Genomic DNA, 24975 nt, shown 5'->3' on the forward strand with positions numbered 1-24975 from the left:
TCGGAAAACGTCACTTTCCACTATTCAAACCGCAGTCATCAGCGGCTTTTAACGCGAGCGAGAGGGACAACCTACACGATTTGCTGCAATTCGTCCGCAGGGCATTGAACCGTTACGAGAATGCCGCTTTTCGGGTGATGAAACGTGATCGATTCCGCGTGCAGCATAATTCGCGTTTGATTTGGGAACCGCAGCCCCAAAGCAGCCCCCGCAACGTCGCTTTCGCCGCTTTCAGAACAGTTCTCGCCATACAGCGAATCGCCGAGGATCGGATGGCCTCGCAATGCCGATTGGATCCTCAGTTGATGCATCCGACCGGTGTGGGGAAACAGTCGAACGAGCGTGCGATCGTGTTCACTGCAATAACGAACGACTTCGACGCGGGTTTCGGCGAACTTTGCGTCGGGTTCGTTCTCTGCGACACGCTCAGCTCGCGGTTGACCGGGGACCTTTCTGAGATAGTCCGTCCACAGCGACTCGACGGGCTCGATTTTCCCCGCAACGACTGCCAAATACTGCTTGTCGACCTTCCGCGTTGCGAATTGTTCCGATAGCAGCTTGGCGACGCGTTTTCGTAGCGCAATCAGCACCACACCGCTGACGGGGCGATCGAGTCGATGAACGACCGCTAGATAATCGCTACGATCGGATAGTTGGGTTCGTAGACGCGATTCAAGGCTATCAGCACCTGGGGGCGATTGCGTGGATAGCCCCGCTGGTTTTTCGACGGCCAACATCGACTCGCCGTCCCACAACACCTTGATCACACTCTCAATCGTCATCCGCAAACATCATCCATCATGATCGCAACTACAATGCGGTTCGCATCGTCACGTTTGTCGTTGTGGTTACGTGCTTGGCACATTACCTGCATCGCATCATCGGCTTACCTGCATCGCATCACCTAAACCGTTTGTTAGTGATGCTATACCCGACTACAAAGCAACCGTCTCGCAACCCAACAACAGCGCAAAAAAAAACGAGAGATCCCGGCCACGACAATCACTGAAGTAAGTTGTTAAAACACATGATGTCGTGTCCAAATTACTTCAACAATCGATCGACGGATCTCTCGTACCCTTAATTTGTAAAGAGAGAATCGATCACGTCAAGATGAGTTGTGATATTGGTGATGAAATTCATAGCTTCGTTCGGCATGGATGTCGAGTCATCCGATCACGAAGAATGATCCCAATCACATCGACTCGATTCATTGCAACGGTCATCTTGTGCGTAGACTGAAGCCGTCTGCTAAGCGACTCACTGCCCTTGAAACACACTCATGCTTACGACCATCCAACCCGCTACCGACCACCACTATCACTTCGTCACAGGGCGGCTAGCGGAGCATGCGGTACGAGAGATTGCTGCATCGCTTGCCAAGGAATATTCGTTCGCGTATTCGATCGGAGTGATGCCCATCACTGTGGCCGCGCTGATGACATCCAAGTGGTTGCTGCGGCACTTGGACATCCCCACACAGACGACCCACGTGATCGTGCCGGGCTATCTCGAATCGGGTTACAACGAATTGCAAAACGGCGTAAAAACACCGGTAATTTGCGGTCCAAAAGACTGCCGCGACCTTCCAGAGGTGTTTGGGAAATCGCGTCCAAAAGTCGTTCCGAGCGAGTACGATATCCAGATTATTGCCGAGATCAATCACGCGCCGCGGATGTCAATTGACACCGTACTAAGCATCGCCAAACAACTGCGTGAATCGGGGGCCGATGTGATCGATTTCGGTTGCGACCCTGCATCGCGATGCATCACGATCGGCGATTACACCCGTGCGTTGGTCGACGCAGGATTAAAAGTTTCGGTTGATACTTTCGACACTTGGGAAGCCAGCGAAGCGACCAAGAATGGAGCATCGCTTGTGTTGTCGGTGAACTCATCAAACTGCGAAGCGGCAAAAGATTGGGGCGCTGAAGTGGTCGTCATTCCGGACCAAGTTGACGACAAAAAAAGTTTTGAAAAAACAATCAATTATTTAGCGCGACATCAAGTTCCGATGCGATTGGACCCGATTTTGGAACCGATCGGCGCAGGGCTCGCTGCGAGTTTAATTCGCTATGCGGACACCCGCCGCGAATACCCCGAACTTGAAATCATGATGGGGATCGGTAATTTGACAGAGCTAACCGAAGTGGATTCGGCAGGCATCAACTTTTTATTGCTCGGTATCTGTCAAGAACTAGGCATTCGCAGTGTGTTAACCACCGAGGTGATCAATTGGGCACGATCCTCGGTGCGTGAATGCGCCGAAGCAAGAAAATTGGTTTACTACAGCGTCAAAAATCGTGTGCCACCCAAGCATCTGTCCAATGCATTGGTGCAGCTGCGTGATCCAAAACTTAAAGCGTTTCCCACTGGCATGCTCCAATCGCTTGCCACAACGCTGAAAGACAACAACTATCGCATCTATGCACAAGATGAAACGATCCATTTGTTGTCTGCGGGCATGCACTTACAACAATCCGATCCCTTTGAATTGTTTGATCAATTGCTGCAGCGCCCCGAATCGAGCAACGTGGACGAAAGTCACGCGTTCTATCTCGGTTACGAAATGGCAAAAGCAACGATTGCGTTGCAGTTGGGCAAACAATACGACCAAGATCAGGCATTACGCTGGGGCATGCTGACCAATGAAGAGGATCTGCATCGCATCAATCGCAAAAGTCGCCACCGAAAGTCGTAATTTCAGCGGATGGGAGTGGACGTACTCCTTTGTCGGGTGGTGATGCCGACAGAACCGTTTCAGAGTGCTAAAATCAGGACTCTTGTTGTTTGCTTTACTCAACGCGTCGCTCTCCCTTAGCTCACGCTTCGTTTTTGGTTCACCGTTATGCCGCGATCACTTTGGTTCATGTCACGTTCACCTCGATTCGCTAGCTCGCTTCGCTACGGCGTTTGTTTTCCGCTTACATTGGTTGCCGCCATGTCAGTGGGATGCAGCAACAGCGATACGGCGGATACATCCAAAGCCACGGATGATGCGAACTTACCGTTTACGCAGCCTGCGGAATCCGAGAAGGATGTAAATGGGGCCGATGCGAGCGGAGCAGGGGAGGGCAGGGCGGATGCGGCAGCAGTGGCCAGCGATGCCCACGAAACACATGCCCAAGAAAACAATTCACCGGCGTCTAATTCGTCATCGGCACCAGCACCGTCCGCTGCGATGTCGGATCAACCCAATGCTTCGGCCGAGTCCGCGATGGTCGGCGAGACTGTTCCGGCTGGTGAAGCGATTCCAGTGGGCGCGGGCGCTCCGCAGGCTGACAACCAAGCTCCGAACTTGTTGACGATCGCCGATCCCACCGCGGCCAGTGAGACCGACGATCCCAATCGTCGTCAATTGCGAGCGAACCTGACTCCCGATGAACTCCATGACTTTTTAGCGGGCGCTGATAGCGACATCCAAGCGATTGCAAGCGGCGCGTCGGGAATCAAAGACCCGAAAGAAGCTTATGCCGAGATGCGGCGAATTTCCCAAATGAAACTCGAGGCCGCGCGACGTTTGCAAAATCATGCGGACGCTAATGCCGATGCTCGCAGTGATGGTGCACGTGGCGAACTGCAATCACTTTCGCATCTTGCGGCGCTCGGTGATTTGAAATCGGCAATGGAGCTCGAGAAACTTGCCACTGTGAATCTTGATTCGAATGATCCGCGTTTGGTTACCGACAGCCGATTGGTGTTGATCGGCTTTGCGATCGAGTCGCTACAAAACGGCGATGTGGATGCACCGCAACGCATCGTCCAACTGGTCAATGGTTTAGCGACCTCTGACGCATCGTCGGACATCCCCGCGATGATGGTGATGGGACAAGCTCGCCAAGTGTTGACGCAATTCGATCACGACGCCGAAGCCAAAGTGGTTCGCAATACGATCATTGAACTGTACGCCGACTCGTCCGATCCGCAGATCGCAAAGATGGCGGCTCAATTGGCTGGCAATGTTCAGTTCGACGAAATTGATAATTTGCTCCAGCTTGCCATCGATGGCGAATCGATCGACACGGACAAGTGGACCGATGCGGTGCAAGCACTGCTCACCGCATCGCCAGACCTACAAACGGTGCAGTACCTTGCGGGTGCGGCACTTCAATTCGAAGGGCTCAATCAACAAGACCATGCCGAGGCAACCTACAACAAGCTTCAAGAACAATTTCCCGACACCAACACCGCGACGGGGCAAGAAGTTCAGCTGGCGATAAGTGCTCGAAAATCGCGTGTTGACGCGATTGGAAAAACGTTTGATCCTGATCTAAAATCAATCGATGGTGGCGAGTTATCGATCGCCGATTATCGAGGCAAAATTGTCTTGATGCCGTTGTGGGCAATGGGTTTCCAGGAATCGTTACAATTGATTCCACACTTGCAAGATCTCCAGCAGCAATCGCCTGACGATATCGCCATCGTCGGCGTGAACTTGGATCCCGCCGGAGCTCCAGTGGCGGAGTTTGTTCGACAAAACAAATTGAACTTTTCGAGCTACCGAGCCGTATCGTCCGCCACCGCCGAAGTGCCTAACGAGGTCGCGGCAAGATTCGGAATGGTATCGATGCCGTTCCTCGTCGTGTTGGATCAAGAGGGCCGCGTCGCATCGATTGATTACACGATCGCACAATTACAACAAACGTTGAAACGACTTCAGAATTAGCGTGCGTGCGAAAGTCAATACAGAAAAAACCGATTTACAAATCTTATCAAGCAATGATCGATTCGGAGCGTTCTGAACTACACTGTGTGATTCAATGAGAAGTGCTGTCCGAATCCACTTTATCGGAAGTCATCTTATGTTGAGGACCTGAGATGCAATTTATCGAACTAACAGGAAAAACTTTGTTGGACGTTGTCAACGAAGGCGAAATCGATCTGAAACAGATGCACGAATCAGGCGTCAACGGCGATTCGATCTTACGAATCAACAAGTTCGGCGAGATTGAATTGCGCTCGCGTGATGAGTGGATGCTGGTGGGCGGATTGATCGGCCATTTCGAAGACCGTCTGATCTCGTTAACGGGACTCGATTGGGCCGAGTGAGCGTGAACGCAATGTCGACATGCGCTCGACCCATTGTTGCAATCGCGACGGACATAACCGACTGGTGCGATCCTTGCGACACACATCGCCACGCACTGCGTAACAATCGGGAAAAACAGACTCTGAAACGAGCACGTCCACCGTCGCTAAGCGAATCGATCCCGCCAGCGACCATTTCATCGACGCGTCCTTCGCGATGCGGCCCAGAGTCCGGAGCCGCTCGTAACCAATATGTTCGATCGACGAGCGTCCATCTTTGCTGAACGTATCGACTAGGCAGCGACGAAACCCGCATTCACCGGCGAGTTGAAAAACCTGTTCCGCCGCCAAACACTCTGCCGCCTCACTATCGGCATAGGCGACGGCGACCAATTCGGTGGTCGGACCGATGCACTGCGACGCGGATTCCCACATTTGTTTCATCGCAGCAGGCGTCTTGATTCCCGAAGGCCCAATCTTGGCAAAATGAAACGCTCGGGGAAGTTGCGACACCACCGCTTGCCAATCAGCGGCCTCGCCAAGTGCTGCGGAAAGTAGCGGTCGCGTTTGGATTGCATCGTCGTGCGGAATCCCATCGGCGTCGCGTGGACGAGTCGACTGGGCTATCCTCATCGACTGGGCTATCCCCAGTGCGGCCGAATGCCAAATCGCGGGGTCCACGGGCGCAAGGGCACCGAGGCGTGGCTCTTTGAAGTCAATGATCCCCACCCCGGCGGCAACCGCCTCTCGAAACTCAAAATCGTCCCTCACACTGACTAGCAGATCCGTCACAGAACAACACTTTCGCTTTTGAGAGAGGCAGAAACTGGCACGATTGCAGCATAAACCGGATAGGCGTTAGCAACCAAAGGGGGTAAAGTCGACACTCCTAACGTAATAAAACCACTGCTTTCCTCAACATTCAAAGCCAAGTTTTGAAGTACGAGTCCATCAACAATCACGCGGAGCTCGAAGTTCTCTGCGAAGAGATCGCCAAATGCCGTTTCATCGGATTTGATACCGAGTTTGTATCCGAAGATAGCTACCGTCCAGAACTGTGCTTGATTCAAGTCGCTTTTGGGGACCGCTTGGCGATCATCGACCCCTATCGGGTGGAAACAACCGATCCATTCTGGGAGGTTCTTTCCCAGCCGGGACGAATCGTGATCGCACACGCCGCTCGCGAAGAGATTCGTTTTTGCTATCGCTTTTCCGGAAAACCGATCGCGGGTCTGTTTGACACCCAGTTGGCTGCCGGGTTCGTGGGAATGGAATATCCCGCATCGCTGGCGACATTGGTCCAGCGGTTGGTGGGCAAATCGCTACCCAAAGGCGAAACGCGAACCAATTGGCGGCATCGCCCGTTGAGCAAAGATCAGATCACCTACGCGCTGCACGACGTGGTGGATCTCGAAAACATGTACCAACAACTCAACACGATGGTATGTGATCTGAACCGCGAAACTTGGGTCACCGAAGAAACCGCCAACTTGCAACAGAAAGTCATCGACGCCGAGACACGCGAAAATTGGCATCGCGTCAGTGGTTCGTCGGGACTGAACCCTCGCCAATTAGAAACCGTTCGCCAATTGTGGCTGTGGCGTGAAGACCGTGCTCGCGAGACCGACCGAATTCCGCGTCGTGTGATGCGTGACGACTTGCTGGTCGAATTAGCCAAAAAAGCCTCAACCGACATCGATAAGATCCGCAGCATCCGCGGTCTCGAGCGTCGAGGTTACACTGGCCAATACGAAGCGATTGCCGACGCGATTCGCGTCGCGTTGGACACACCGGATGAAGATCTGCCGCGTCGTCCGCGTGGCACTCGTCGCTCGGTTTCGCCGATGTTGAGCCAATTTCTATCGACGTCGATCGCATGCATCAGTCGGCAACACAAACTCGCTCCGCCGATCGTCGGCAACGCGGACGATGTTCGTGAGTTGCTGGGTTACGAATTGGAACATCGCAAAAATGATCCCGAGCCGTCGCTGCTAAAGGGATGGAGAGGCGATATTGTCGGCAAGTCGTTCCGCAAACTGTTGGCCGGTGAACTTGCGATCCGCGTCGCTGATGTCAGCGAAACGCAACCACTCGAGTTCATCGAAGTCAAAGAGTAGGTGGAAAAAGTCGTGAGGCGTAGGGGCTCAGCGATAAACGAACCGAGCCGACCTCAAAAAAAGGAGGCCGGCTCGCGTTGCATTTTCTAACTTGTTGCAATCCCTGCTCTAGCGGGTTTGCACGTCGCTGCTGCGGCGGCTCACTCGGTCGCTTTGAGGACTCATGTAGTGAGTGGCCTCTTCCGCCACCAAGACGGTGTCACCGGAGCGGACTTCGGTGCGGAAGCGATGGTGTCCCGCACGATCCGCCTTGGCGACGACTCGCAAGCGAACTTCTTGACCAGCCCCGATGCGAGGGATTGGATCAAACAAGACTTGCCCGGTCAGCATCTCGCCACTTTGGCCTTCGATCTTGTTAGGCTCGATACCGTGACTGAATTGAGCCAGAGCACGAATGTCGGTCGCTTCTTTGCTGCCGCGGTTTCGCACGATGATTTCGTAAGTCACGTCGGCACCGATGGGAGCCGGGGCAGGGGGGTCATTGATCGTCAACACGAGGTCGGCAATCGATTCCACTCGGGTTGCAAGTGCGACGCCGGTTTGACCTGCGGCCGAGCCTTTGCAATCGAAGATGAATCGTTGGTCACCGGTGGCGGTCATGTTGCAACGGAATTGGTAGTTGCGAGTCGCACCGGGTGCCAGAGCATTAATCTGCCACTTGAGGGCACCTTGCTGAAGTTGAGCTTCGTCCAATCCGCCGAGGTACTTCACACCGCCTGGCAATTGCAACGTCGCTGTAATTCGCTCGCTGGTCGCCGTACCAGTGTTCTGGACCTGCAAGTTGTATTGCGATTCAGTGTTCTGGTACTTCAATTCAGGCCCGGTCAACATCGCCTCGAGTTTTGCCGAGGACACTCGGATTGTCTTTTCCGCTTCGGCACGAAGATCGAGGTCGCCCGATGCCATGCCGTGGATCTTCAGATCGACTAGGTCTTGGGCAGTCAACTCGACTTCGAATTGAGCCTCTTTGCCCGCCGGAATGTCACCAATCCGCTGAGTTTGTGGGGTTGCCGAGTTAGGCGACAATGTGAAGACCACGTTGGGTGCGGTTCCATCGCCGGGATTCAAAACGCGAACCGTGTAGGTTTGCGATTGACCGTAGATCACTTCCTCAGGTCCTTCGATTGTCAGATCCAAGCGAGGTTCTTGTACCCGCACCGTCGCGGTGGCATGCTGAGGAGTCATCGTCCAATCGACGTCCAAGTCATGGGTACCGCTTCGCTCGGCTTTCAATCGCACGAACATTCGCTCCACCGCACCGGCTGGTAACGAGTCAATCGTCCATACCAAACGCTCGGCACTACCTTGGGTTTGATTGTCGATATGACCTTGCGAGGCATTGTGACCATGGATTTCAGCCCAATCAGGGATCATGGCACGCACCAAAACGCCTTCGGCATCGATCGATCCTCGGTTCTCGACGCGAATCTCGTATTGCTGAGTTTGGCGGATCATGATTTCACCCGGACCAAACGTCACCACTCGAATGCCAGGCAATTCCGAAGCCGTCGAATTTTGGCCTGGCATCAATTCACGTTGTGAATCGAATCCGTTCGATTGGCTCGTGCCCGATCGCATCGAATTGGCACGTTGCGAGTCGTAGCGTGGCTGAGCGAAGTTGTCGCCCGAGTAGTTACCGGTCGCAGAGTCCGAGTTTCCACGATAGTTATCCGTATCGTGCAGACGAGTTGGCCTTGTCACCGAGTTTGACGAAGCATCGGCCACGTGAGGGACACCAACGGGTTGACCGTAGGTGACCATTTTTTCAGTTCGGACGTTGAAGCCGTCACCGCTTTTGGATGATGTGTCAGCATTGCCAATGGATTGGCCGGCGAGCCCGGAGCCAACCGGAGCCATGGTTTGGCTGGCAGCAGCGGCGTCGTTTTGTGTTGGCACCAATTGGCTAGGTCCAAATGCACTGACGGGAGGTCCAGCACGATGCGAGATTGTTTGTGCAGACGGCTTAGGTGCAAGATGACTATCCGGTGCAGGCAGTGTCGATACCGCGGACGGCACCGTCATGTTCGGAGTTTGATAATCGGCTGACGGTGTAGGAACCGCAGCAACTGCACTGGAAGGTGCCGCAGTGGTGGCGGGCATTCCCAACGATGCGGGTGCCGACGTTGGAGCCGTCGGTGCCACCGTTTTTGCAACCGTCGGAGTAGGTGCAGGTGTAGGAACTGGAGCGGGTACGTTCACAGACACTTGCGGTTTCGCGGTTACTGGCTGGGCAGTTTCCGCTTTGGCGACTTGTGGCTTCGGCAATTCAGCCGAAGGGGTTGGAACCGACTTGGCTGCAACATTGGCTGACGCGCCAGCACCACTGCCACGACGTGAACTGGATCCGGAGTTGCTACTTTCTGAAACGCCGGACTTCGTTTTCGCAGCCACCTTGGTTTCGGCGACCGATTCCGGTGCTTCGACTTCTCGGCGAACGACTTTAGGAACAAGTTCCGGCGTTGGCTTGGCAGTCGTGGTGGTGGAAGTGGATGCTGATTGCCCCGTAGTCTTGGCAGGAAAGTGGATATCGGCAGGATCGAGTGCATCCAGTGAACGACGTCCGCTGCGACGGCTACTCGTTTCGCTCGACAGACTGTTCGTATCGTGCGTCGTACGGCTGTAGGTTTCGCGAGGGATGACGCGTGTGGTTGCAGCGTGTGGAACAGACGCTTCGCTACGATCGCGATCGACCAGTACCGAATCCGATGGCGGCGTCGGAACGCGGACCGCTGTTCTGGTGGAAACGGGATTGGCCTTCAGCGGTGCGGGTGCACGGCCACGAACCACTCGTGCGGTGGTCGCTTTGCTGGGGTCCCGAATTGGAGTGCGAGCATCGGTTTCCGGTGCGACTGATCCGCGGTGGTACGGGATGCCGCTCCAATCCGCGGGCGTACGATCGGCAGTAGCTTGGCTCGTCGACCCAGTATGCGATTGGGTGCGAGAATTCGATGTGGAGTTCGATGTCGAAGATCGACCGAACAATCCGCTGAGGATTCCTCGCGACTCGTGATTGTTTTGGATGTTGTTATGCGAGTTGTTTGCTGCCAACGAAAACAGCAGATTTGGCGCTGTTTTTGGAGTCGGAGCTTTACTCGTTTGCTGATCGGCGACTTGAGCAACGTTTCCGTTTTGCCCCGTCGATTCAAACGCCGCCTGAGTCGCGGCTGGGCTGTCACCCATCGCTGCGGACGACATTAAACAGGCAAATGGGATGGCGAATAGCTTCGAAGCCACTAGCATTTTGCGATTGCCGCGCATGCCTACATCTCACGATTTTAGAAAGGAAATTGGATCTTTGGATTTATCGTCTTTCCTGGCCCGTGTGGTCCAATAAAATTTGACGGTTATGCCGATTTTGCGTCGCAGGGCGGGGTTGGCACAACCATCACGTAGGGAAGGGCACCTAAGCGCCCCATTTCCCAAGCGTTACAATTCCCGCCACATTACATCCCTGTACTGTCTGCAGTCCCCCGAACCAGCGAAAAAGTAAAACGACATGAGTCGACGCGAAAAAATCGAAGCCATGCTAGCAGACGAGCCAAACGACACGTTTCTGCGTTACAGCTTGGCGATGGAGCACAAAAGCGAAGGCGACTTTGCCGAGAGCATTCGGCGTTTAGAGGAATTGACACGCGACGATCCTCCGTATGTGCCAGCGTTTTTCATGGCGGGACAGATTCTCGCCGACCTCGCACTCGAAGATCCTGCACGTTTGGACGAGTCACGGGCATTTTTGCGTGACGGCATCGACCAGGCTCGCAGCCAAGGGGATTCCCATGCCGCCGCCGAAATGAGCGAATTGCTATCGTCGCTGGGCGAGCGAGGCGACTTGTAGAAGGGGCAGGGTGCTGCGAATATTTTTTTTTCTTCTTTTACCGTGAACTATCAACCCTAGGCGAGTCCAGTGGCGGCCGACCAAAGCCATGCAATTGTTCTCCGCACTACGGAATTTAGCGAAACAAGTCTTGTTGTGACGCTATTCACACGCGACTTTGGGCGGTTATCAGCGATCGCCAAAGGGGCTCGGCGGCCCAAAGGCCCCTTCGAAGGTTCGCTTGACCTGTTAGCCGTTTGTCGTGTAGTCGTTCATCGTAAGAGTAGCGATGCGCTCGATTTGTTAACCGAAGCGAAACTGCATCGACGTTTTCGCGGGGCCGATCGTTCGCTCGCTCGCGTTTACGCTGGCTACTACGTCGCTGAAATATTGCGGCTGATGACTGATGACCATGACCCTCATGTTGATGTTTACGATTTGACGATTTCAGTCTTGAACCAGATTGATGGCGTCGGCGACGTTGCCTCGACCATCCTTTTTTACGAAGCCCAGATGCTTCGGTTGCTTGGCCATGCGCCGGGGACCGATCGCTGTACGGACTGCGGAAAAGAGATGGCAACGACGGCAACGCGGATTCCGTTTGCATTGGCGACCGGAGGCATTGTCTGTTCAAACTGTGCACCGCGCCAGCATCAATTGATTTCCGTTCGCAACGTGGTGATTCAGCAACTACGAGATTTGGTTGATCCCAAAACGTCGCTGCCAACCTTGGTTTCCGCCCACGTTTATGGGGAGCTAAGAGCCGTGATGAGCCGATATATACAAACGATCGTGGGCAGAGTGCCCCGAACGCAGTACTTGCTGCCGCAGTCGGTGCAAACCGAGACCCTGCCGTCTGCCTCGAATCCTACGGAACCGACCGCATGAAGCGATACGACCAAACCATGCATCTATTGCTACCAAAATCGATCCGTCAATGGATTCTCGCTTCCGAGGTACTCACCATGCGTCATCCGATGCCACGTGTCGTCGGCACGTCCCGCTGGATTGCCACGGCGATCGCGGCTTGCACGCTCGGCGGTACCGTCGGCTGCCAATCGTTTGCGCGACCGCCCAGTTTGTTTCCATCAAAGTCGGCGCTGTATGACGTGCCAGATGAAGAGGGCGTTCGCCAAGCTTCGTCAACGAATTCGTTTGGCGACACCGCTCGAAAAAATACAACTCGCGTAGTGAATTTCGTCACGATGCGTGAACAGGAAAACGTGACGAAGGCAAAAGACCTTTACAAGCAAGGCGATACCGTTTTCCGGCAAGCCGGGACGATGAACGACGAAGAGGGCAAGGCGGCCTTTCACAAGGCAGCCAAATTGTTCCGCCGAGCCAACGAGGCATCGCCAGGCACGGCGCTTCAGCAGGACGCGATGTTCATGCAAGCCGAAAGCCTGTTCTTTGCCGATCGCTTGAACGAGGCGAGCGAAGCCTACACCAAGCTGCAAAAAACCTATCCGCGAAATCGCCACAACGACCTCATCACCGCTCGATTGTTCAGTATCTCGCGTTACTGGATCGACACGGAAAAAGCGAACGAGGGCAAGTGGAAGTTCATCAACTTGACCGACCACAAACGTCCGCTCACGGACGCCGACGGTCATGCCATCCGTGTGCTGGATCAAATTCGTTACGACGACCCCACTGGCAAATTGGCGGACGATGCGACGATGGCCGCCGCTGCGGAAAACATTCGCCAAGGCAAATTCGAAAAGGCCGACGAATTCTTAACCGATTTGCGAGAAACCTACACCGACAGCGATCACTTGTTCCTCGCCCACTTGCTTGGCATCCGCTGCAAGTTAGAGATGTACGCGGGACCTTCGTACAGTGGTTTGGTGTTGGACGAAGCCGACAAAATTGTCGAGCAAACTCGCACCCGGTTCCCCGACAAACTGCGTGAAGAAAAGTACTCTGACATTCTTGCTCGTGCCGCGGCGGAAATCTCCTTTCATCGCGCTGAACGCTTAGCCACCCGAGCTCGCTTTCGTGAAAATAAGAAAGAGTATGGTGCCGCTCGCTACTATTACAACGAATTGCTGAAGTCACACCAAGACACGCCGCACGCCGAAACGGCTCGCAATCGATTGGCAGCAATCGAAAAGCTGCCTGACGTGCCAACACCGCAACTCGCTTGGCTGACGACCGTGTTCCCGGACTCAAAGGCCTCCACTCCGCTTGAAACCACCTTCGAGAACGGCCAAGAGCGTCCCGAGACCGATAGCCCCACCATGCTAAGGTAAACGACGGCTGTGAATCGAATCGTCAAACCTATCGACACGACTGTTCGCAGCATCCTCTTGCTGAGCATCACGCTATCGCTATCGATCGTGGGCGGATGTTCGTTGTATCAGTACGGCCCTTCGTCGCTGTACCGATCCGATGTTCGCACCGTGCACGTGCCCATCGTTCGCAACGAGACGTTCCGTCACGATCTGGGGCCGCGATTATCATTGGCAATTGTGACCGAAATCGAAAGTCGGACGCCGTTTAAAGTCGTCTCGGACCCAGGAGCCGACAGCACGCTGTTTGTTGTTCTGACCAATGAAAACAAAAACGTGCTGACGGAAACCACCTCGGATGATCCGCGTGCTCTCGATGCGACACTCACCGCAAATGCGGATTGGGTCAGCCGTCGCGGTGAGAAGCTGTTCCAAAACACCGTTGCCCCTAATAGTGGTTCGGCGATTTCGTTCAGCCAAGACTCGCGACTTGTACCCGAAGCGGGCCAGTCGATCGATACGGCCATGCAAGCCACGATCGAAAAACTTGCCCAGCGAATTGTTTCTCAGATGGAACTTCGTTGGTAAGCCCATCCGTTGTAGAATGCAGCGACGTTCAATGAAGGAACTCGTAGCACTCCTCTCCAGCACACGTGATGGCAATCTCAGTTTAATGTCTGCAACGGACTCGGCCTCAGACAACGGCCCCGATAATACAGCGGATCACCGGGCCAATTCCAAAGAACGGGCTAATTCCAAGCGGTGCGATCACTGGGATATTGGCACGCGACGACTCAACTTTGGCCGCGTTCCACTTGTGATGGGGATCTTGAATGTCACCCCGGATAGTTTTTCCGATGGGGGACGTCATCATAGCGTTGATGTTGCCGTCACCGCGGCGCTGCAAATGCAAGCCGATGGGGCTGCGATCATCGACATTGGCGGCGAAAGCACACGGCCCTACAGCGACGTGGTGGATTGCAAAGAAGAGATCGCTCGTGTGTTGCCGGTGATCGAGAATTTAAAATTATCCGGGCAGCTGAGGATCCCGATCAGCATCGATACGTCCAAAGCCGAAGTAGCCAAACGGGCTCTTGATGCCGGGGCCGAGATTATCAACGACGTGACGGGGCTCGAAGGCGATCCGTTGATGGGAGAACTTGCGCGGGCAAGCGGCGTCGGTGTCTGCGTGATGCATATGCGGGGAACGCCGCAAACGATGCAAGACGATCCAAGCTACGACGATGTCGTGGCCGAGATCGAGCATTATCTGCAAGAGCGGTTGCGTTGCTGCGAACGGATCGGAATCCGCCGAGACCGAGTGTGCTTGGATCCCGGGATTGGTTTCGGCAAGACACACGAGCACAACCTAATGCTGTTACGTGCGACCCGTCGATTCGTCCAACTCGGTTCGCCCTTATTGATTGGGCATTCACGCAAAGGCTTTATCGGGAATCGGATCGGCGACAAAAATGCCGACCGTACGGCGGGCACGCTGGGGGTTTCCCTGGCGATGGCCGTAGCGGGAGCTCAAGTGATCCGCGTTCACGACGTCAAACCAACCGTGGATGCCCTGACTCTTTTCGAAGCCTCAGGCGGTCTCGATTAGCGAGCCTGCTTAGGCGTCTTCTCGTCGCGTTTTTGCTCACAATTTTTTTCGGTCGCAGCCGAGCCGTTTTTCGTCGATGTCGACGTTGGCCCGGTTAAAAACAATTGTCCCGTATCGACCGTTCCGTTGGCACTGACCTGAAACGTATCTTTCAAACCGTGAACGGTTTGAACGGTGTAGGTTGCTAGATTAATCATCTTCGGTTCCCCTGCTGCCCAGCGCAGATTGACGTTTAGTACTTTAAAAGTATTCGCCCTTTTCCTACTACATCTCCGAACAAACTGACACCGAATTGTCAGAAGTGAGACTCTAGGAATCAGTTTATCACGAATGATCCGAATAGTCGCTTAAAAATCGGGTCCATGGCAATGTGGAAAATCAAAGCCAATGGAGTACAATCATCCGCAAAGCTCTATCACGGTAGCCACAGCAAACACAAGGCAATGTGACGGCGATATATTTGTTTCGACTAGTACGTTCCGAAAACTTTCCTAAATCCGGCTAAACCGAAAAGACTCGTTCCCTCACTGAACAATCGATTCCGATGGCTGCATTTTAGTTGTCTATACGCACTAAATGACCGCCAAGGTCTCATTCTGATTTGATCCCTGCTCCTCCCTATCCCGAAGCGACCTGTTTATGAAACCCCACAACTTGATTCGTGGCTTGCTGATCGGCATCAGCGTGGCTGCGGCCTTATCGACAACGCAACATGCTGAAGCGGAGCCAACGCAGCCCAACATCCTGTGGATCACCAGCGAAGACAATGGACCGCAATTGGGATGTTATGGCGACAGCTATGCAGACACACCTAATATCGACGCCTTGGCAGAAAAGTCGTTGCGATTTCAACACTGTTGGTCCAACGCCCCCGTCTGTGCTCCGGCACGAACAACGATCATCTCCGGTATGCATGCAACCAGCCTAGGCGGACACCACATGCGAAGTGGGGTTCGCTTGCCAGCTGATATGAAGCTGTATCCGCAAGTACTTCGCGAGGCGGGTTATTACTGCACCAACCACTCCAAAACCGATTACAACTTTGCCAACGACAACGTGGGCTGGCAAAAGGGGGGCGGCAAGTCGCCATGGCGAAGTCGTCCAACCGAGGCGACGCCGTTTATGTCGGTGATCAATTTCACCATCAGTCACGAGAGCCAGATTCGCAAACGACCGCATACCTTGGTGCACGATCCTGCCAAAGCACCGCTTCCAAAATACCACCCCGATACACCTGAGGTGCGTCATGACTGGGCTCAGTACTACGACAAGATGACCGAGATGGACAAGATGGTGGGCGGCGTCTTGAAAGACCTCGAAGCCGATGGGCTCGCTGACTCGACAATCATCTTTTATTACGGCGACCACGGCAGCGGGATGCCTCGCAGCAAGCGTTGGCCGTTCGATTCGGGATTGCGTGTACCATTGTTGGTCCATGTCCCCGAGCAATTTCGTTCGCTTGCCCCAAAGAATTACATGCCCGGTGGCGAGTCGGCTCAGTTGGTCTCGTTCGTGGATCTCGCCCCGACCGTGATCAGTTTGGCTGGGGTAAAACCGCCGGCGAACATGCAAGGCGTTCCCTTTGCAGGATCGTTCGCGGGCCCCGCGAAACCCTATTTGTACGGTTGGCGTGGACGGATGGACGAGCGCATCGACATGGTTCGCAGTTGTACCGATGGCCGTTATGTCTATATGCGACATTTCTATCCCGAGCGTCCTTATTTGAAACATGTCGACTACATGTTCCAAACTCCCACGACGCGTATTTGGAAACAAATGTTTGATGAAGGCAAATTGAACGAGGACCAAGCAAAGTTCTGGCAGCCTAAGCCGGTCGAAGAATTGTTTGATTTGGAAAGTGATCCGGATGAGGTCAAAAACCTTGCTGGCGATGCAGCGCACGCCGATCGGGTCAGCATGATGCGTGATGCCGTTCACCGCTGGATGGTTGAAACCGGCGACATGGGCATGTACCCCGAAGCCGAGATGCACCGCGTTGTGGCGGATGACCAGTCGCCTCGCGAATTTGCATTAAGTCATTCCGATTTGATGACGCGTCTTGCTCAAACCGCACTGGATGCGACGGATGTCGACAGTGACATGACAACCGAGAAGGCGATCGAGCTTTCCGCGGACGAGGATGCCGTGATTCGTTTTTGGGCGGTCCGCGGTATCGGACTTCGAGGCGCAACCACCCCAGCAGCGATCCAAGCGGTCAAACGTGCGATGAACGACGAATCGCCGAGCGTTGCAATCGCGGCGTGTGAAGCGATTCAAATCATCGGAGGCAAATCCGAGCAGCAAGCCGCTACCGACCGGCTATTGGAACTGGCCAACGTGGAAAGGGTAGGGCACTTCGCCGCCATCGAAGCGTTGAACGTGCTGGACTTGGGGGCTCCGCTGGGTGCGAAACTGAAAAAACAGATCGCGGCGTTGCCTCGATCCTTGAAAAAGCCACCCCCACGCGTCGGCAAGTACGTCGGCCGCCTGATCGACGACATGAGCGCGGCGACGCCATAGGGGCTTTGTCGAAGGTGAATTTTAGGGTAGCGGAACTCGTGCGTGAGTTTCGGATCGTTCGGAAAATACAACGAAAGTCTTGACGACTTCCGCTACGACCAACCCTAATTCCTGGCCCTGACAAAGCACTAGCCAGGTAGCGTGTTGGTAGCGTTCGTGCCGCGAGCGCTAACGCCAACTTGGGACTGGGTCGACAGATCGTGACGAAGTCGCGACGATAACAGACCGATATCCTCTTGTTGCTTGTGTGTATTGAGATTGTTTGATGGAAATTCTTGGCGGTCCTCTATTCAGCGTTGCCGGTGCGGGCGAATCGCATGGTCCTGCCGTGACGACGATCGTGTTTGGCTGCCCTGCGGGCCAAATGATTCGCCGCGTCGATGTGCAAAAGTACCTCGACCGGCGACGTCCGGGCGGGAACAAACACGGGACACCACGTAACGAGAAAGACAAAGTCGTCTTTCTGTCGGGGCTATTCCAAAACGACACCGATCAACTGCTCGGCGGCGGTAAGGTCACGGTCCAACTCGACGGCGACAGCTACGAGAGCGAAGCGTACGAACAGGGCTACACCACGGGTGAACCGATCGCCGCGATCGTGCTTTCGACCTCGAAAAAGTCAGGCGATTACACCCAATTCTCAGGCCCCACGGGCGAAGTCCGCCCCGGCCACACCGATCTCGTCAAATTCCACAAATCAGCCGGATTTGTCGACGTCCGCGGTGGTGGCCGATCCAGTTATCGAGCCACGATCTCGGACGTCGTGGGCGGCTCGATTGCGCGCATTTTGTTGGCCGAAAAATTTGGCACCGTGATCCTGTCGTCGATCTCGCAAGTAGGATCGCTAAAGGCAAAAAAGAGTCTGGCGGATCGAGTCGCCGAGTTGATGCAGGACGGACAGCGGCAACCGATTGCGGCGGACGCGATCGCGAAACTCGAAGATTCATTGGCGTCTGCGACCATTCATTCGATCGATTCCGAGTTTGCCGAGGAAGCCGGCGAGCTGATAAAACAGACGCGGATGAAGGGCGATTCGCTCGGAGCGATGGTCGAAGTGGTCGCCGTCAATGTGCCACCGCTGCTAGGTGATCCACTGTACCAAAGCTTGAAAGTTCGCTTGATGGGCGTCCTGGGTGGGCTGAATGCCGTCCAATCATGCGAAGTCGGTGCGGGCCGTGATGTTGTCCAGCGACTCGGCAGCGACAACAACGATCCGATCCGCAGCAGCGGCTATGTCCGCAACAGCCATGGCGGCATGATCGGCGGGATCACGACCGGAATGCCGCTGGTGATGCAAGTCGGATTCAAGCCGACTTCGACGATCAATCAGCCGCAAGAATCGGTTCGCAAGAACTTGGAAGAGATCGATTTCGAACTGGTCAAAGGACGCCACGACCCCTGCGTCGGCGTTCGCGCCGGCGTGACGCTCGAGTCGCGAGTAGCGATCGAGCTGCTGAATGCCGCGATGTCGCACCAAGCGAGCAAATTGTCGAGCGATCTTTCGCAGCTGTTTTAGGCCGATGCCCTCTTTTGCACGCTGCGTTTCTCATTTGCATGCTGAGCTCTTCTAACACAACGAGCCCCACCCAGAGCCGGCTACCGCCGACTCTGACCTCCCCAAAGGGGAGGTGAATCCACTCCTCACTCCTCACTCCTCACTCCTCACTCCTCACTCCTCACTCCTCACTCCTCACTCCTCACTCCTCACTCCTCACTCCTCACTCCTCACTCCTCACTCCTCACTCCTCACTCCTCACTCCTCACTCCTCACTCCTCACTCCTCACTCCCAGCTCCCAGCTCCCAGCTCCCAGCCCTTCCCGTAACGGTCGTTCCGATTAGCCGCGACGCACAGAGGACCAATTCACAGCTGCAGCGTGATTTCGAGGACGAAATCACTCAGCGGGTACTTTATAATGGTCAAACGCGTTCATTCCCTGACCGTGTTGCCCGCTTGCTCCTCTCGCCCTGGTTCGATGCCGATGCGTTTTCTGGTTTTAACTATTTTGGTGCTGTCGACTCTCGTTTTGAGGGTTCCTGCGGACGCGGTCGAACTGAGCACTCGCGAAAAGCGAGCGGTGGACACCGTGAACCAGACGATTCGCACGGCGGGAATCGAATACAAAGCGGGCAATTTCTCAGCCGCTGCCGAGGCGATCTCGCGTGCGATGGACCAAATCGACATTGCAATGAAAGTCGGTTCGCCCGATTTGCTCGACGCATTTGAACCAGCCATGAAGCGGATCTCGACGGCGCACGCGATGCTAGAACTCGAGGGTGTGGCATTGCCGCCGTTTCGTCGCCCGGCTCGCCCATCGGCCAAGACAGGGTCCGACAGCACGGCGGCAGAGCCCGAGATGGCTGCGTCCGAAAATCCGGATGAACCAACGCCGCCCCCGAACGCAACGCCTCCGAAAGTGGACTTTGCCGCCGGCGTCAGCTTCACCCAGCACGTGGCTCCGATTTTGGTAGGACGCTGTGGACGCTGTCATGTTTCGGGATCCAAAGGCGGTTTCAACATGGCGAACTACGAAGCTCTGATGAAAGGCTCAAAGGCAGGAGTCGTCGTGTTCCCCGGTGATGTGCCCAACAGCGTCTTGGTCGAAGTGATCGAATCGGGCGCGATGCCGCCCAACGGCAGCGTCTCGGCTCAAGAGTTATTGGCGTTGAAGACTTGGATCAACGGCGGAGCCAAATTTGATGGCACCGATCCCACGGCTACACTTTCCGCTGGCAGCGGAGTCGCTCCCGTTGACGAGCCGACGCAAACCGCGATGCCAGAAATCAAACAGGCAACAGGGAAAGAAACGGTTAGCTTTGCGGGCGACATCGCTCCGCTGTTGGTCGACGCGTGCAAGGGATGCCACATCGATGCGATGCAAACGCGCGGCGGGCTGCAGCTAGACACCTTCGCGAGAATGATGCGAGGCGGCGATAGTGGTCCGATCATTTCGCCGGGCAACGCGGCCGATAGCTTGCTTGTCAAAAAGTTGCGTGGCATGGTCGGCGACCGTATGCCCGCCGGTGGTCGTCCGGCGTTTTCCGAGGACTCGATCCAATTGATCTCCACTTGGATCAACGAAGGAGCGACGCTCGATGGGGCCAACAAGGACCAACCGCTCGAAGTGATGAGCAAGTTGGCTTGGATGAAAAAAGCATCGGCGAGCGAAATCAGTGCGAAACGAAAAGCCGATGCCGAAGACGACCTGAAACTGGTCAACGCCAGCAGCGGTGAGATGCATTCTGTGTCGACCGATCATTTCTTTGTGACTGGGACCGCATCCAAACCAACGATGGAATTGGTTGCGTCCAAGGCCGAAGAAGAACTTAAATGGGCCAAAACAGTCGTCAATGCAGCCGATGGCGAAGAGTTTTTCCATGGCAAAGCGACGATCTTTGTCTTGCCTCGGCGGTACGATTACAGCGAATTCGCAAAGATGATCGAAGCTCGAGATGTCCCTTCGAATTGGAATGCCCACTGGAAGTTCGACGGGATCAACGCCTACCTCGCCGTGGTCGCAACCGACAGCGACGGGGATGACGAGATCGCGACTCGTTTGATTTCGCCGCTCGTCAGCCTTGCCGTGGCCACTCGCGGGATGGATGTCCCGCGTTGGTTCGCCGAAGGCGTGGGGGCGACCGTGTTTTCGAAGTCGGGAACGAAGGTCGACCGCGATGCCAAACGTCGCGAAGACGCCGAGATTTCTGCCGCGGTCGTCGCGATGAAAGATGCCAAACAATTCCTCGATGAAAAACTGAAACCCGAACAAACCGACCGAATCAGCATGGCCATCGCGGCGTCGATGATGGATCGCGGACGCCGCAAGAGTTTTGATGCCCTGATGCGTAACCTCAGCGATGGCTTGCCATTTGATCAAGCGTTTCAGACCGCGTTCCGTGCCACTCCCGCCGCTTACATCACGCAGTGGCTGAAATGGGTCAAAGGGTAGGGCAGAGCAGGGTAGGGCGTAGGTGACGGGCGATAGGCCCATGCACGCGGTAAACTTCGACTGCCTCCGCTTGGAAAGAAACGCGTTTCGATTCAGAATTACTGTTTCGCTGGCCAAACCGTTTCGCTGGCTCGATACGCTCACCTAATTGCGACACGCCAACGATGACTTCTCGCGACCAGACACTGAATCAATATCACGAACTGATGCAGATCAATGCGGTTTCTCATCTGCTTCGCTCGGCCCGAGAAACAGGGTTGATGGACCAATTGCGGCAAGGTCAGCACACCGCCGAACAACTCTGCAGCACGCTCTCGCTGTCTGCCGAACCGACCCAACTGCTGCTCGACGCAATGACCGCGATTGGCATATTTGAAAAGTACGACGAGGATTACGCACTGTCACAAGCGGCTCAGCTGTTGTGCCAGTACGACAAAGACCTCGGTGACCAACGTTGGCAAAAGCTAACCGCCCGCGTGCTTGGCAAAGGCGACCGAGCGAAGGTGTCACCCACGGAATACTTTGACCATGTCGCGGCCACCCAGTGGGCTCATACCCCGGCCGCGATGGAGGCTGCCGAAATGCTGAACATTGGTGGCGAAGGTGAGGTCGTGGGCCCCAAAATTCTCGATCTCGGCTGTGGCTCGGCCGTATGGAGCTGTGCGATGGCCCACCGAGACGCCAAGGCGACGATCACCGCGGTCGATTTTCCCGGCCCGATCGCGGCGGCGACCACGATGGCGGAATCGATCGGGTTGACGGCGCGGTTCACCGCGATCCAAGCCGACCCTGCCTCGGCCGAACTGGCTGACGAGAACCACTTGCCGAGCGATTTCGATATCGCCTTGATCGCCCAACGTCTGTTTGCCCAACAACCCGCCGAGCAAACAGCGCTGCTAAAACGAGCGATTTCCGCGATTCGACCGGGGGGCCGTGTGATCGTGATCGACCTGTTTCGCGGCCCCACCAAGCCAAATCTGACCGAAGCCACCGAAGCACTCAAACTCGAAATGGAAACTCAGGGCGGGGCGATCAAAACGCTGAAAGAGGCGGAATCGCTGCTGGTCAGCGAGGGACTGGAACAAATTAAGTTCACCTTTATCCCCGCCAGCCGTATGGGACTGGGGATGATGATGGCGTCCAAGCCGGAATAGGCAAAAGCACTGCCATAGTCGAGACGGCCCTGCAAACAATGACTAAACGAATACGGTCTTGTGAGATCTGGGTTACAATCTCGCAGTGGAACCGCCATCGGCTCCGCGTCTCACCTCGGTTCCTCGTCGCCGAACTTCTCCGCGTTGCAGGAGCCTGCCTTACCTACCCTGATAAAGGAAACTGCGATGCACCGTTCCGCCTGTTTAGGTTGCTCGTTGGCGTTAGTTTTGAGCTCCACCGTCTGGGCTGAGAAGAACGCTCAAATCTCGCCCAAGATCGCACCGCTCAAGTCGCCAACCGCGACTTTGACATTCGACGAGCCACTGTCGAAAGTCATGAGGCCAGCCAAAGGTGAATGGTCGGTTGTCGGAGGCGTCTTGATGGGCAAGGAACTGGCTGCGGACAAGCACGCCGCGGTGATGAATTACCAAGTCAAGAACCGCGACAGTGTGATTCGTTTCTCGTTCAAGTTCGACGGCCAGACCAAGGGATTCCATTTCAGCTTGAACCATGCCAAGGGGCACCTGTTTCGTATTAGCGTGACTCCCAAGGGGATGTCGCTGAATTTGGACAAGGACAAGCTTGATCCCCAATCCAAGGCTGTCGCACTGGGGACTGCCAAAGCAAAATTCGAGACGGGTAAGTGGTACACGATGCAAGTGGAAATGAAGGGCGATCGTGTCGTCGTTCAAGCGGACAATGGGACCAGCATTGACGTGACCAACAACAAGCTCGACACCGACAAGCCAAATTATCGATTCGTGATGCGAGGTGACTCTCTAGCGATCGACGACATTCATGTTTGGTCGCAAGACTGATCGTCCGTGGCGTAAATCAGAGGAAAATGGCACGCTGAGAAGCATTTTGTAGTGGAACTCGTCAAGAGTTTTGGGCATCCCGGACAGTCTTGACGACTTCCGCTACGTTGAAACGCCGCAATTCACGGAAAACAAATGCTCCACAGCGTTGGGGGGGAGCGACAAAAAGATGGAGGGCAAAAAAACAGCTGCGTCTGCTGTTCCCGTATTCTTTTTTTGCCCCACGTTTTTTTGTCGGGGGGAAGTGGTGTCTACGGTTTGCTAGCGACGCTGGAGACGGACAAAAGGGCAAAAAACGTACCTTGCAGGGTGTGGTTAACGAGGTTTCCGGCAAAAAAAGCCAGCATTTAACTCAAATTTAGAAGAAAGTCCCAGTGCCACGTTGACGATCACGCACATAAGCTCATACGATACGCCGCTCGATTCCATCTAAAACCTGCCACTTATGGACCCCCAGCGATGGCTGTCCCCAAAAGAAAACATTCCAATAGCCGTACCGGCAAACGTCGTTCACATGATCGCGTCAAGAAGCGTCAAGTCGCCTATTGCCCACAATGCAGCTCGGCGGTGCCAACGCACGTGATCTGCCCTAAATGTGGGTATTACCAAGGCCGCACTGTCGTTGAATCACCCGACGAATAAAGTTCGACGATTAAGTTTTTCCTGACGCACAGACCTTGCACCCCAAGGCTGCTGCATCTTTGAAAAGGGGCTGCTGTGGCGCTCGACGTTGACTCTGTGGGCATTTTATTCCCAGGCCAAGGTGCTCAAAACATCGGCATGGGACGTTGGCTGTGTGAAAACTACCCTCAAGCCCGCGCGCTCTACGACACCGCTTCGGAAGTACTCGGCTACGATCTGATTGCGCTTTCGCAAGAAGGCCCCGAAGATAAGCTGAACGCAACCGAGTTCTGCCAACCGGCGTTATTTGTCGTCGGCATGGCTGCGGCGGAAGTCCTATTGAGCGAACGCCCCGAGCTGGTCAACAAGATCAAAGCCGCTGCAGGATTGAGCCTCGGTGAATACACCGCTGTCTGTTTCGCAGGCGGCATCCAATTCAAAGACGCCGTCCGGCTCGTCCAACGACGTGGCGAAGCGATGCAAACTGCCTCCGACGCGGTGCAGAGCGGAATGGCCAGCATCCTCGGGTTGGACCTGGAAAAGGTGCAAGCGGTTTGCGATGAATGCCGCCAAGGCGACGAAGTGCTGCAGCCAGCGAACTTGCTGTGCCCCGGCAATATCGCAATCTCAGGCCATATCTCGGCAATCGATCGTGTCGAGCCCGTCGCTCAAGAAGCCGGTGCGATGAAAACCGTTCGGCTCAGCGTTGCCGGCGCCTTTCACACTGCACTGATGCAGTCCGCAGTCGCGAAACTGGGCGAAGCGCTCGAATCAATCGAAATCCAAGACACACGGATTCCGGTTTACAGCAACGTCGATGCTGCACCGCACCAATCGGCAGCCGAAATCAAAAATCTGCTCAGTCGCCAAGTCGTCAATCCCGTTCTCTGGGAAGCCTCGATCCGCAAAATGATGGACGATGGCATCGAGGGATTCTTGGAAGCAGGAACCGGCCGAGTACTGCAGGGAACGCTCAAGCGAATCCATCGCAAATTGCCAACCGAAGGTTTCGGTGACGGCTGAGCCCGCGACACCTGAGCCCGATTTGCCTGAATGCAGTGCGGAAATTGAGTGAGCCAGAGAGCTTCTTAAGTCCGGCATACGAAATACCGAC

At 55.1% G+C, this 24975-nt stretch carries 20 protein-coding genes; 16 read left to right on the forward strand and 4 right to left on the reverse strand.

The window, feature by feature from the left end; translation table 11 throughout:
- Positions 1–71 precede the first annotated feature (71 nt).
- Positions 72–782 carry an RluA family pseudouridine synthase gene (locus tag SH528x_RS32035; RefSeq protein ID WP_442507483.1) on the reverse strand — a complete coding sequence of 237 codons (711 nt, stop codon included), beginning with the start codon at positions 780–782 and terminating at the stop codon, positions 72–74.
- A gap of 500 nt (positions 783–1282) precedes the next feature.
- On the opposite strand from SH528x_RS32035, the gene SH528x_RS32040 reads away from it, so the two are divergent.
- The 3 genes from SH528x_RS32040 (at position 1283) to SH528x_RS32050 (ending at position 5049) form a co-directional block, all read left to right on the forward strand.
- Positions 1283–2701: a DUF6513 domain-containing protein gene (locus SH528x_RS32040; RefSeq protein ID WP_442507484.1), complete on the forward strand. Its 1419-nt coding sequence runs from the start codon at positions 1283–1285 to the stop codon at positions 2699–2701.
- A gap of 168 nt (positions 2702–2869) precedes the next feature.
- Entirely contained in the window at positions 2870–4666 is a 1797-nt protein-coding gene (locus tag SH528x_RS32045) for a TlpA family protein disulfide reductase (RefSeq protein WP_442507485.1), read from the forward strand.
- 152 nt (positions 4667–4818) lie between these two features.
- Positions 4819–5049, forward strand: a complete 231-nt coding sequence (locus SH528x_RS32050; RefSeq protein WP_339937162.1) for a hypothetical protein — start codon at positions 4819–4821, stop codon at positions 5047–5049.
- Here the strand turns inward: SH528x_RS32050 and SH528x_RS32055 are convergent.
- The gene (locus SH528x_RS32055) at positions 5023–5820 is read right to left on the reverse strand and encodes a (5-formylfuran-3-yl)methyl phosphate synthase (protein ID WP_442507486.1); all 798 of its coding nucleotides are present in this window, start codon (positions 5818–5820) and stop codon (positions 5023–5025) included. The two genes, SH528x_RS32050 and SH528x_RS32055, sit on opposite strands and share 27 nt — an antisense overlap.
- Positions 5821–5963: 143 nt before the next feature.
- Between SH528x_RS32055 and SH528x_RS32060 the strand changes: the two genes are divergently transcribed.
- The gene (locus SH528x_RS32060; protein WP_442507487.1) at positions 5964–7145 is read left to right on the forward strand and encodes a ribonuclease D; all 1182 of its coding nucleotides are present in this window, start codon (positions 5964–5966) and stop codon (positions 7143–7145) included.
- Between the two features lie 108 nt (positions 7146–7253).
- Here the strand turns inward: SH528x_RS32060 and SH528x_RS32065 are convergent, their stop codons facing one another.
- Complete coding sequence (locus SH528x_RS32065) at positions 7254–10403, reverse strand: hypothetical protein (RefSeq protein WP_442507488.1); 3150 nt, start codon at positions 10401–10403, stop codon at positions 7254–7256.
- Between the two features lie 238 nt (positions 10404–10641).
- Here SH528x_RS32065 and SH528x_RS32070 point away from each other — a divergent pair, with 238 nt between their 5' ends.
- The 5 genes from SH528x_RS32070 to folP all read left to right on the forward strand — a co-directional run bounded on the left by SH528x_RS32070 (position 10642) and on the right by folP (position 14799).
- On the forward strand, positions 10642–10980 hold the full coding sequence (locus tag SH528x_RS32070; RefSeq protein ID WP_442507489.1) for a hypothetical protein: 339 nt from the start codon (positions 10642–10644) through the stop codon (positions 10978–10980).
- A gap of 69 nt (positions 10981–11049) precedes the next feature.
- The gene (gene recO / locus SH528x_RS32075) at positions 11050–11847 is read left to right on the forward strand and encodes a DNA repair protein RecO (RefSeq protein WP_442507490.1); all 798 of its coding nucleotides are present in this window, start codon (positions 11050–11052) and stop codon (positions 11845–11847) included.
- Positions 11844–13211 (forward strand): tetratricopeptide repeat protein, encoded by a 1368-nt coding sequence (locus tag SH528x_RS32080; protein WP_442507491.1) that lies wholly within the window; start codon positions 11844–11846, stop codon positions 13209–13211. Before recO ends, SH528x_RS32080 begins: the two co-directional genes overlap by 4 nt.
- Before the next feature lie 9 nt (positions 13212–13220).
- Positions 13221–13778: an LPS assembly lipoprotein LptE gene (gene lptE, locus SH528x_RS32085; protein WP_442507492.1), complete on the forward strand. Its 558-nt coding sequence runs from the start codon at positions 13221–13223 to the stop codon at positions 13776–13778.
- Positions 13779–13809: 31 nt separating this feature from the next.
- On the forward strand, positions 13810–14799 hold the full coding sequence (folP, locus tag SH528x_RS32090; protein WP_442507493.1) for a dihydropteroate synthase: 990 nt from the start codon (positions 13810–13812) through the stop codon (positions 14797–14799).
- Here folP and SH528x_RS32095 read toward each other — a convergent pair.
- On the reverse strand, positions 14796–14996 hold the full coding sequence (locus SH528x_RS32095; protein WP_442507494.1) for a hypothetical protein: 201 nt from the start codon (positions 14994–14996) through the stop codon (positions 14796–14798). The genes folP and SH528x_RS32095 overlap by 4 nt on opposite strands.
- Before the next feature lie 442 nt (positions 14997–15438).
- Between SH528x_RS32095 and SH528x_RS32100 the strand changes: the two genes are divergently transcribed.
- From SH528x_RS32100 to fabD, 7 genes are all read left to right on the forward strand, one after another.
- Positions 15439–17319, forward strand: coding sequence for a sulfatase-like hydrolase/transferase (locus tag SH528x_RS32100; protein WP_442507495.1), 1881 nt, complete (start codon positions 15439–15441; stop codon positions 17317–17319).
- 265 nt (positions 17320–17584) lie between these two features.
- On the forward strand, positions 17585–18835 hold the full coding sequence (locus SH528x_RS32105; RefSeq protein WP_442507496.1) for a chorismate synthase: 1251 nt from the start codon (positions 17585–17587) through the stop codon (positions 18833–18835).
- A 398-nt stretch (positions 18836–19233) separates the two neighbouring features.
- Positions 19234–21267 (forward strand): c-type cytochrome domain-containing protein, encoded by a 2034-nt coding sequence (locus tag SH528x_RS32110; protein ID WP_442507497.1) that lies wholly within the window; start codon positions 19234–19236, stop codon positions 21265–21267.
- A gap of 164 nt (positions 21268–21431) precedes the next feature.
- A complete protein-coding gene (locus SH528x_RS32115) occupies positions 21432–22421 on the forward strand; it encodes a methyltransferase domain-containing protein (RefSeq protein ID WP_442507498.1) in 990 nt (329 codons plus the stop codon).
- 186 nt (positions 22422–22607) lie between these two features.
- Positions 22608–23240: a family 16 glycoside hydrolase gene (locus SH528x_RS32120; protein WP_442507499.1), complete on the forward strand. Its 633-nt coding sequence runs from the start codon at positions 22608–22610 to the stop codon at positions 23238–23240.
- A 459-nt stretch (positions 23241–23699) separates the two neighbouring features.
- Positions 23700–23882: a 50S ribosomal protein L32 gene (gene rpmF, locus SH528x_RS32125; protein WP_442507500.1), complete on the forward strand. Its 183-nt coding sequence runs from the start codon at positions 23700–23702 to the stop codon at positions 23880–23882.
- A gap of 75 nt (positions 23883–23957) precedes the next feature.
- Positions 23958–24884 (forward strand): ACP S-malonyltransferase, encoded by a 927-nt coding sequence (gene fabD / locus SH528x_RS32130; protein WP_442507501.1) that lies wholly within the window; start codon positions 23958–23960, stop codon positions 24882–24884.
- Positions 24885–24975 lie beyond the last annotated feature (91 nt).

The sequence above is a fragment of the Novipirellula methanifontis genome (assembly GCF_052161655.1).
Classification (GTDB): Bacteria; Planctomycetota; Planctomycetia; order Pirellulales; family Pirellulaceae; genus Novipirellula.

Bases quoted from the DNA above. Each gene is read 5' to 3' on its own strand.
- SH528x_RS32040 (WP_442507484.1), top strand. From the start codon at position 1,283: ATGCTTACGACCATCCAACCCGCTACCGACCACCACTATCACTTCGTC.
- SH528x_RS32035 (WP_442507483.1), bottom strand. From the start codon at position 782: ATGACGATTGAGAGTGTGATCAAGGTGTTGTGGGACGGCGAGTCGATG.
- SH528x_RS32065 (WP_442507488.1), bottom strand. From the start codon at position 10,403: ATGCGCGGCAATCGCAAAATGCTAGTGGCTTCGAAGCTATTCGCCATC.
- SH528x_RS32095 (WP_442507494.1), bottom strand. From the start codon at position 14,996: ATGATTAATCTAGCAACCTACACCGTTCAAACCGTTCACGGTTTGAAA.
- SH528x_RS32115 (WP_442507498.1), top strand. From the start codon at position 21,432: ATGACTTCTCGCGACCAGACACTGAATCAATATCACGAACTGATGCAG.
- rpmF (WP_442507500.1), top strand. From the start codon at position 23,700: ATGGCTGTCCCCAAAAGAAAACATTCCAATAGCCGTACCGGCAAACGT.
- SH528x_RS32045 (WP_442507485.1), top strand. From the start codon at position 2,870: ATGTCACGTTCACCTCGATTCGCTAGCTCGCTTCGCTACGGCGTTTGT.
- SH528x_RS32110 (WP_442507497.1), top strand. From the start codon at position 19,234: ATGGTCAAACGCGTTCATTCCCTGACCGTGTTGCCCGCTTGCTCCTCT.
- SH528x_RS32105 (WP_442507496.1), top strand. From the start codon at position 17,585: ATGGAAATTCTTGGCGGTCCTCTATTCAGCGTTGCCGGTGCGGGCGAA.
- SH528x_RS32120 (WP_442507499.1), top strand. From the start codon at position 22,608: ATGCACCGTTCCGCCTGTTTAGGTTGCTCGTTGGCGTTAGTTTTGAGC.
- folP (WP_442507493.1), top strand. From the start codon at position 13,810: ATGAAGGAACTCGTAGCACTCCTCTCCAGCACACGTGATGGCAATCTC.
- SH528x_RS32100 (WP_442507495.1), top strand. From the start codon at position 15,439: ATGAAACCCCACAACTTGATTCGTGGCTTGCTGATCGGCATCAGCGTG.
- SH528x_RS32080 (WP_442507491.1), top strand. From the start codon at position 11,844: ATGAAGCGATACGACCAAACCATGCATCTATTGCTACCAAAATCGATC.
- SH528x_RS32050 (WP_339937162.1), top strand. From the start codon at position 4,819: ATGCAATTTATCGAACTAACAGGAAAAACTTTGTTGGACGTTGTCAAC.
- SH528x_RS32070 (WP_442507489.1), top strand. From the start codon at position 10,642: ATGAGTCGACGCGAAAAAATCGAAGCCATGCTAGCAGACGAGCCAAAC.